Here is a 7,303-nt window from a genome sequence, read left to right as displayed (position 1 = left end):
TCCCTCGCCGGAAGCGGCTGTCGGTCCGGTGGTCCTAGATCGATGTCGCCACGGTCAGATCGGGTGAGACGAGCCGCATCGTGGTCGGATCCGCACGGCGGGCGGTGACCAGGTGCAGGCACTGGATGTCGGCGAAGCGCTCGACGCCGGCGAGGCACGCACACGGATCCTGGGTGAATCCGGCGAAGCGGTAGGCGATCTCCATCATCCGGTTGCGGTCGGTGGGCCGGAAGTCGGCGGCCAGGTGCACGCCCGCCTGGGCGGCCTGGTCGACCAGCCAGTTCAGCAGCACTGTCCCAGCGCCGAAGGTGACGACCCGGCAGGAGGTCGCGAGCAGCTTGAGATGCCAGACGCCGGGGTGGCGTTCCAGCAGCAGAACGCCGACCGCGCCGTGCGGGCCGAACCGGTCGGTGAGGGTGATGGTGAGGACCTCGTGGCCGGGGTCGGCCAGCAGACCGCGCAGGGCCTGGTCGGAGTAGTGCACCCCGGTGGCGTTCATCTGGCTGGTGCGCAGGGTGAGCTCCTCGACGCGGGACAGGTCGTCCTCGTCGGCGCGCTTGATCTCCATGACCAGGTCGAGGGAGCGCAGGAAGTCCTCGTCCGGGCCGTTGAAGGAGTCCTTCTCCACCGTGCGCAGCGCGTTGGCCCGGTACATCTCGCGGCGGCGGCGGGCGTCGACGGTGACGATCGCGGGGCTGAACTCGGGCCGGTCGAGCAGGGACAGGACGTCCTGGTCGGTGTAGCTGCGCACCTCGGGGGCGTGGTAGGCGACCTCGGCCCGCTCGGTCGGCGTGTCGTCGACGAACGCGATGGTGGTGAGCGCGAACTGGAGCTCCTTCGCGATCGCGATCACGGCGTCGGACTTGCGGCCCCAGCTGATCCGCGGGACCAGGAAGTACTCGGCGACGCCGAGCTCCTCCAGCCGCTTCCAGGCCAGGTCGTGATCGTTCTTGCTGGCGATGGACTGCAGGATGCCGCGGGAGTCGAGTTCGACGATGACGGCGCGGACCTCGTCGGACAGGTGGACGTCCGAGTCCTCCAGCAGGGTGCCCTGCCAGAGGGTGTTGTCGAGGTCCCAGACCAGGCACTTGACGAGAGTGGGCATTGCGGACATGCGAGGGGCCTCCATACGGCACCGCGATCAGGAGTGATGTGGTCAGAGAGCTGCGGAAAGGGCGTGGTCGGCCAGGATGAGCTGGCAGATCTCGTTGCTTCCTTCGATGATCTCCATCAGCTTGGCGTCGCGATAAGCGCGGGCGACGACGTGCCCGTCCATCGCCCCGGCCGAGCCGAGCACCTGGACGGCGGCGGCGGCGCTGTCGGCGGCCTGCCTGGCGCTGACGTGCTTGGCCAGCACGGTCGCGATCACCATGTCCGGCGCGAACGACTGCCAGGCCGCGCTGGCGTGCTCGCAGACTCGGGTGGAGATCTGCTCGGCGACGAGGAGTTCGGCGAGGTGACGGGCGACGAGCTGGTGCTCGCCGATCGGCTTGCCGAACTGCTCACGGTGCTTGGCGTGCTCGGTCGCCGCTTTCAGGCAGGCCCGGACGATCCCGGCGCAGCCCCAGGCGACGGAGATCCGGCCGTAGGACAGGGCGGTGGTGTAGAGCATGGACAGGTCCTGGCCGCCACCGCCGAGCAGGTGATCGGCCGGGAGCCGGACGTCGTTCAGGCGGACGTGCCAGTGTCCGGCGGCGCGGCAGCCGAGCACGGGCGTGGCGATCGGGACCAGCTCCACCCCGGGGGCGGACGCGGGGACCACGACGACGGCGGCCTCGTCCCCCTGACGGCCGAGGATCATCAGCTGGTCGGCGTACCGGGCTCCGGTCACCCACTTCTTCTCACCGGTGACGACGACGCTGTCGCCGTCGCGCCGGATCCGGGTCCGCATCGCGGCCAGGTCGCTGCCGGCGCCGGGCTCGCTGAAGCCCACGGCGGCCAGCCGCCCGCTGGTCAGTTCGGCGAGGTACGCGCGCCGCTGGGCCCGGTCCCCGAACCGGGACACCATCCAGGCGGCCATCCCGTGCGAGGTCATGATGCTGCGGGTGGAGCCGCACAGGCTGCCGACGTAGGCCGTGAGCTCGCCGTTCTGCCCACTGTCGAGCCCGAGCCCGCCGGCGGAGGCGGGGACCTCGGCGCAGAGCAGGCCGCGGGCGCCGAGATCGCGCAGCAGGTCGATCGGCAGTTCGCCGGCGAGGTCCCACTGCTCGGCCCGATCGGCGATGAGCTCGCCGATCAGGGCGCGCTCGTCGTCCAGCGGCTTGGCCTGTTCAGGCATCGGGGGCCGAGCCGTCCTCGGACAGGCGCAGCACCAGTGCGGCCATCACCTGGGCGGTGCGGAAGTTGTCGATTCTCAGCTCGGGGCCGATGATCGCGATGTCGTAGGTCGATTCGAGGTGGACGACCAGCTGCATGGCGAACATCGAGGAGACCAGGCCGGAGGCGAAGATGTCATCGCCGGGCTTGATCTCGGTGCTGGTCTTCTCGGTGAGGTATTCGGTCAGCGCGAGCTCGACGGCCTCGGCCGTCAGCGGGCCCGTCGCGGCGATCTGGTCGGTCATGACGCGACCTTTCTGTAGTTGTAGAAACCTTCGTCGGTCTTGCGGCCGTGCTTGCCCGCGCGCACCAGGTCGAGCAGGAGGTCGCAGGGCCGGCAACCGGGGTCGCCGGTCCGCGCGTAGAGAACGTTGAGGGAGTCGACCAGGTTGTCCAGGCCGATGAGATCGGCCGTCCGCAGCGGCCCGGTCGCATGCCCGAGGCAGCCCTCCAGCAGGCCGTCGACCACCTCGACCGGGGCGACGCCGTCCTGGACCAGCTTGGCGGCGCTGTTGATCAGCGGGTGCAGCACCCGGTTGATCACGAATCCGGGGGCGTCGTCGACGACGAGTGCGGTGCGGCCGAGGGTTTCGAGCAGGTCGGTGACCGCCGCCATGGTCGCGTCGCCGGTGCGCGGGCCGCGGATCACCTCGACCATTTCGATCATGTACGCGGGGTTCATGAAGTGGACGCCGACGAGTTCTTCGGCGCGGGCGGCCGCGGACGCCAGCTCGTCGATCGGGATGCAGGAGGTGTTCGAGATCAGCAAGGTCCCGGGCCGGACGATGCCGGAGACCTCGCCGATCACCTTGGCCTTGGTCTCGGGCACCTCGGTGACGGCCTCGATCACGGTCGTGGCGTCGGCCGCGTCCGTCATCGACACGCTGGTGACCAGCTCGGCAGGCGTGCGGCCGGCCGGCAGCTTGCCCATCAGCTGGGCGTGCCGCAGCTTGACGGCGATCGTCTCCCTCGCCTGGGTCAGCACCTCTTCGCTGACGTCGACGAGCACGACGGGGACACCGTGGCCGAGGGCCAGGGCGGAGATGTTCGTGCCCATCACCCCGCCGCCCACGACGGCCAGGCGGTGATCATGTGGATGGGTGCTCATGTACGACTCCTTCACAGTTCGGTGAGCCATGTGTCGATCGTCCGGGCGGTGGTGTCCGCGTGATCTCCCCGGCCGGTAGCGCTGGTCACGGCGGCACCGGTCCGCCCGCGGGGACGTTCATGTCGAGCGCGGTACCTTCGGTCCAGGGCTCGGGCCGGGTCAGGAACACCGAGTCGCCGTCGGTGCCCTCCTGCATCTGCACCCACCGCCGCGTCGCGGCCTGGGTGGTCGGTGACGAGATGCTCATCAGCGCGGCGACGGCCTCTTGGCTGAGACTGGCTCGGGCCGAGGTGGCGTGGGCGTCGTTGAAGATCTGTTTCTGCAGGGCCACGGCCTTGCGAGGCCGCCTGGCACATCGCTCCGCCATCTGCTGGACGGTGTCCAACAGGTCCTCGGCCGGCACGACCCGGTTCACCAGCCCCAGCTCCAGCGCCTCCCGCGGTGCGTAGAACCGCGCTTCGAGCATCATTTCCAAGGCCCGGGAGTGCCCGACGAGCTGGGTGAGCCGCTGGGCGCCCAGGGAGGTGGTCAACCCCAGCGCCAGTTCGGGCAGGCCGAAACTGGCGTCACGATCAGCCGATACGCGGATGTCGAAGAAGACCGACAGCTCCAGGCCGCCGCCGCCGCAGGGCCCGTTCACCGCGGCGATCCACACCGCCGGGGAGTACATCAGCCGCAGCGCCATGTCCTGGAACCGCGCCGCCGCCAGCAGTCCTTTCAGGAAGGAACGCGCGACCAGACGTTCGCCCCTCGAGCGCATCATGGCCCGCACGATCCGGTACAGGTTCCGGGCGACCGCACGCGAGATCTCCGCTGCGCCGTCCGCCTCGGAGGACAACTGGGCGATGTCGAAGTGGGTGATGAACCGGCCGGGCCGGGCACCGGTGACGACGACCGCGCCGACCGAAGCGTCGTGCTCCACCGCCTCGACGAGCCGGATGAAGTCCTGTTGCATCGCCGAGGTCATGTAGTTGAACGGCGGGGCGTCCACCCGCGCCGTCAGCACCCGGCCCGACTGCTCCAGCCGCAACGTGGACAGCCGGAGGCCCGCTGCGCCACCGTCCACCGGCCGGCGATCCGTCTGTTCTCCATCGAGCGGAGCCGCACGATCCATGGGTCTGCCACCTCCTTCTGCCGCGTCCATCAGGTCCTACGCCGGTTTCGCCAGGGTCAGGGTCACGGGCGGAACCAGTCGTCGATCAGGCGGGCCGTGTCCTCCGCCTTCTCGGCGAGCATCGAGAAGTGATCCGCCTCGACCGTCCGTACGGCGTGCGCCGGGTCGAACGGCGTCGCCCGCCAGTAGTCCGACTCGGGTGCGACCTCGGAGAACGGCTGTGTGCACTGCACGAACAGCACCGGGGCGGTCACGTCCGCCGGTGGGAGGTCCTGCATGATGGCGGACCAGTGCACCATGGCCGACAGCCGCGCGCCGTCGAACCCGCCGAAAGCGGTCTCCATCCGCATGATGTACTGCAACACCTGCTCGGACAGCATCTCCGAAGCATCACCAGGGCGGGAGGGGAAGGAGTCCAGCATCACCACCCCCTCCGGTGTGATCCCCGACTTCTCCAGCACACCGGCCACGCCGTAGGCGAGAACGCCACCGGCCGAATGACCGACGAGCACGAACGGTTCCCCCTCAGCGGCCCGCTCGACGCCGTCCGCGATGCTCTGCAGGGCGATGTCGATCGTGGCGGGCAACGCCTCGCCGGCGGCATAGCCGAGCAGGGCAAGCGCCGAGACGTCTCTTTTCCCACGGAAATGCGCGGCGAAGCGCGCATATTGATGAACGCCACCGGTAACCGTGGAGGAACTCACACAGATCAGGCGAGGCCGGGCCGCGCCCTTGGCCAGCGTCACCGGCCTCGGGACCTCCCCGAGGGCGACAGCCGCGTCGTACCTGGGCCTGGTCCTGGCCACGGCATGCAGCAACCCCCATGCCTCCCCCGCTTTCCCGGAGCCGAAAGCGCCGCGGAACAGCTCCGCCACGGTGTCGCCCGCACCGGCCACCGCCGGGGTCGCGCTCGCCTGACCGGCATCCGCCGCGGTGACGAGCTCGTGCCGCAGCCACCGGGCCAGGCCGGCCGAACTCCCGCTCTCGAACACCGCGATCAGCGGAATCTGGCAGCCCACCGCCCGGGCCAGCACGTTACGCAGTTCGGCCGCGGTGAACGAGTCGACGCCCATCTCGAAGAACGCACGTTCGGGATCGACGTCCGAGGGATCGCTGTGACCGAGGACCGCGGCCACATGACGCCGTACCAGTTCCCGCAGCAACTCCTCCTGCTGCGCCTCCCCGAGCCCGACCAGCCGCTCCCGCACCGTGCCGGCCTCGGGCGCCGACGCGGTGCGGCGAACACGGCGGGCGGGCCTGTCCGCCCCGCGATCACCGGCCGAGGGGGCGGCGAGCGGGCCGTCCGTCACCCGGCGCAGCACCAGCGAATCCGCCGTCAGCACCAACTCCCCGGCCGGGTCCACCGCCACCAGCGACATCGCGTCCGCGCCGGTCCGGGTCAGCCGCACCCGCAGCGACGACGCCCCGGACGCGTGCAGGCACAGCTTGCGCCACGAGTGCGGCGACAACACGCCCTCCGAAGCGGCCGGCCCGGCGAAGGTCACCGCATGCGACACCGCGTCCAGCAGCGCCGGATGCACGCCGAACGAGCCCGCGTCGGAGGCCTCTGCCGGCAACGCGACCTCGGCGAACACCTCGCCGTCCCCGCCGCGCCAAGCGGCCCGCACCCCCTGGAAGACCGGACCGTACTCCACCCCCTGCTCCGCCAAGCGGTCGTACGCCCCGTCCAGGTCGATCACCGTGGCGTCCGGCGGCGGCCACGCCGCCGCCGGCCACGGCTCCGTGACCCGATCCCCGGCCGCCGCCAACACACCGCAGGCATGACGCGTCCACGGGCCCTCCTCGGCCGCCCCGGCGGGGCGGGCATAGATCGTCACCACCCGCCGGCCCGTCTCATCAGGGCCGTCCACCACCACCTGCACCGCGACCGCGGCTCGCTCCGCCAGCGCCAGCGGCGCGACGATCGTCAGCTCCTCCACCAGATCACAGCCGACCTGGTCGCCCGCCCGGATCGCCAGCTCCAAAAACCCCGTGCCGGGGAAGACCACCGTTCCGGTCACCATGTGGTCGGCCAGCCACGGAAGCGTCCGCTCCCCCACACGCCCGGTCAGCACCACTCCGCCGCTACCGGCGAGACCCACCGCCGCACCGAGCAGCGGGTGGTCCGCCGCGGTCTGTCCCAGCGCCGCCACGTCCCCTGGGGTGGAGCCGGCGTTCTCCGGCCAGTACCGCCGGCGCTCGAAGGCATACGTGGGCAGGTCGACCCGCCGGCCATGCTCCAGGACAGTCGGCCAGTCCACCGTCACGCCCTCGACATGGGCCTTGGCCAGCCCGGTCAGCACCGCCTCCGCCGCCGGCAGCGACGGGTTCAGCATCGGGATGAACGGCGCCTCTTCGGTGAGCGCGGCCGGGCCCATCGCCGACAGCGTTCGGTCCGGGCCGATCTCGATGAACACCGAGACCCCTTGTGCCGCCATCGTGGCGACCGCGTCGGCGAACCGGACCGGCTGCCGCGCCTGAGCCGCCCAGTACCCGGCCTCCGGCGCCGTCACCGCCGCACCCGACAACGCCCCGACCCACGTCACCGCCGGAGGCGCGTACGCCAGACCCGCCGCCACCTCACCCAGCTCATCCAGCACCGGGTCCATCCGCGCCGAGTGGAACGCGTGACTCACCCGCAGCCGGCGCACCCGCCTGCCCCGCCCTCGCCACTCTTCGAGGATCCGATCCACGGCGGCGGCCTCACCCGAGATCACCACCGAGTCCGGTCCGTTCACCGCCGCCAGCGACACCTCCGGCTCACC

General features: G+C 71.0%; 6 protein-coding genes. All 6 read right to left on the bottom strand.

Annotated elements, in window-relative coordinates; translation table 11 throughout:
• Positions 1 to 34: 34 nt before the first annotated feature.
• Positions 35 to 1,114, bottom strand: a complete 1,080-nt coding sequence (locus ACTMTF_RS48055) for an HAD-IIIC family phosphatase (protein ID WP_397017126.1) — start codon at positions 1,112 to 1,114, stop codon at positions 35 to 37.
• A 42-nt stretch (positions 1,115 to 1,156) separates the two neighbouring features.
• On the bottom strand, positions 1,157 to 2,278 hold the full coding sequence (locus ACTMTF_RS48050; protein ID WP_441116793.1) for an acyl-CoA dehydrogenase family protein: 1,122 nt from the start codon (positions 2,276 to 2,278) through the stop codon (positions 1,157 to 1,159).
• Positions 2,271 to 2,561, bottom strand: a complete 291-nt coding sequence (locus ACTMTF_RS48045; RefSeq protein ID WP_441116792.1) for an acyl carrier protein — start codon at positions 2,559 to 2,561, stop codon at positions 2,271 to 2,273. The genes ACTMTF_RS48050 and ACTMTF_RS48045 overlap by 8 nt, the downstream gene beginning before the upstream one ends.
• Positions 2,558 to 3,424, bottom strand: a complete 867-nt coding sequence (locus ACTMTF_RS48040) for a 3-hydroxyacyl-CoA dehydrogenase family protein (protein WP_441116791.1) — start codon at positions 3,422 to 3,424, stop codon at positions 2,558 to 2,560. The genes ACTMTF_RS48045 and ACTMTF_RS48040 overlap by 4 nt, the downstream gene beginning before the upstream one ends.
• A gap of 85 nt (positions 3,425 to 3,509) precedes the next feature.
• Complete coding sequence (locus ACTMTF_RS48035) at positions 3,510 to 4,538, bottom strand: enoyl-CoA hydratase/isomerase family protein (protein ID WP_441116790.1); 1,029 nt, start codon at positions 4,536 to 4,538, stop codon at positions 3,510 to 3,512.
• A gap of 62 nt (positions 4,539 to 4,600) precedes the next feature.
• Positions 4,601 to 7,303: polyketide synthase dehydratase domain-containing protein (locus ACTMTF_RS48030; RefSeq protein ID WP_441116789.1), on the bottom strand; the 2,703-nt coding region annotated here is incomplete at its 5' end.

It is taken from the genome of Nonomuraea sp. ZG12, from assembly GCF_052068115.1.
Lineage (GTDB): Bacteria > Actinomycetota > Actinomycetes > Streptosporangiales > Streptosporangiaceae > Nonomuraea.
Note: the sequence above shows the minus strand (reverse complement) of the source record. Positions and strands in the feature narration are given on the sequence as shown.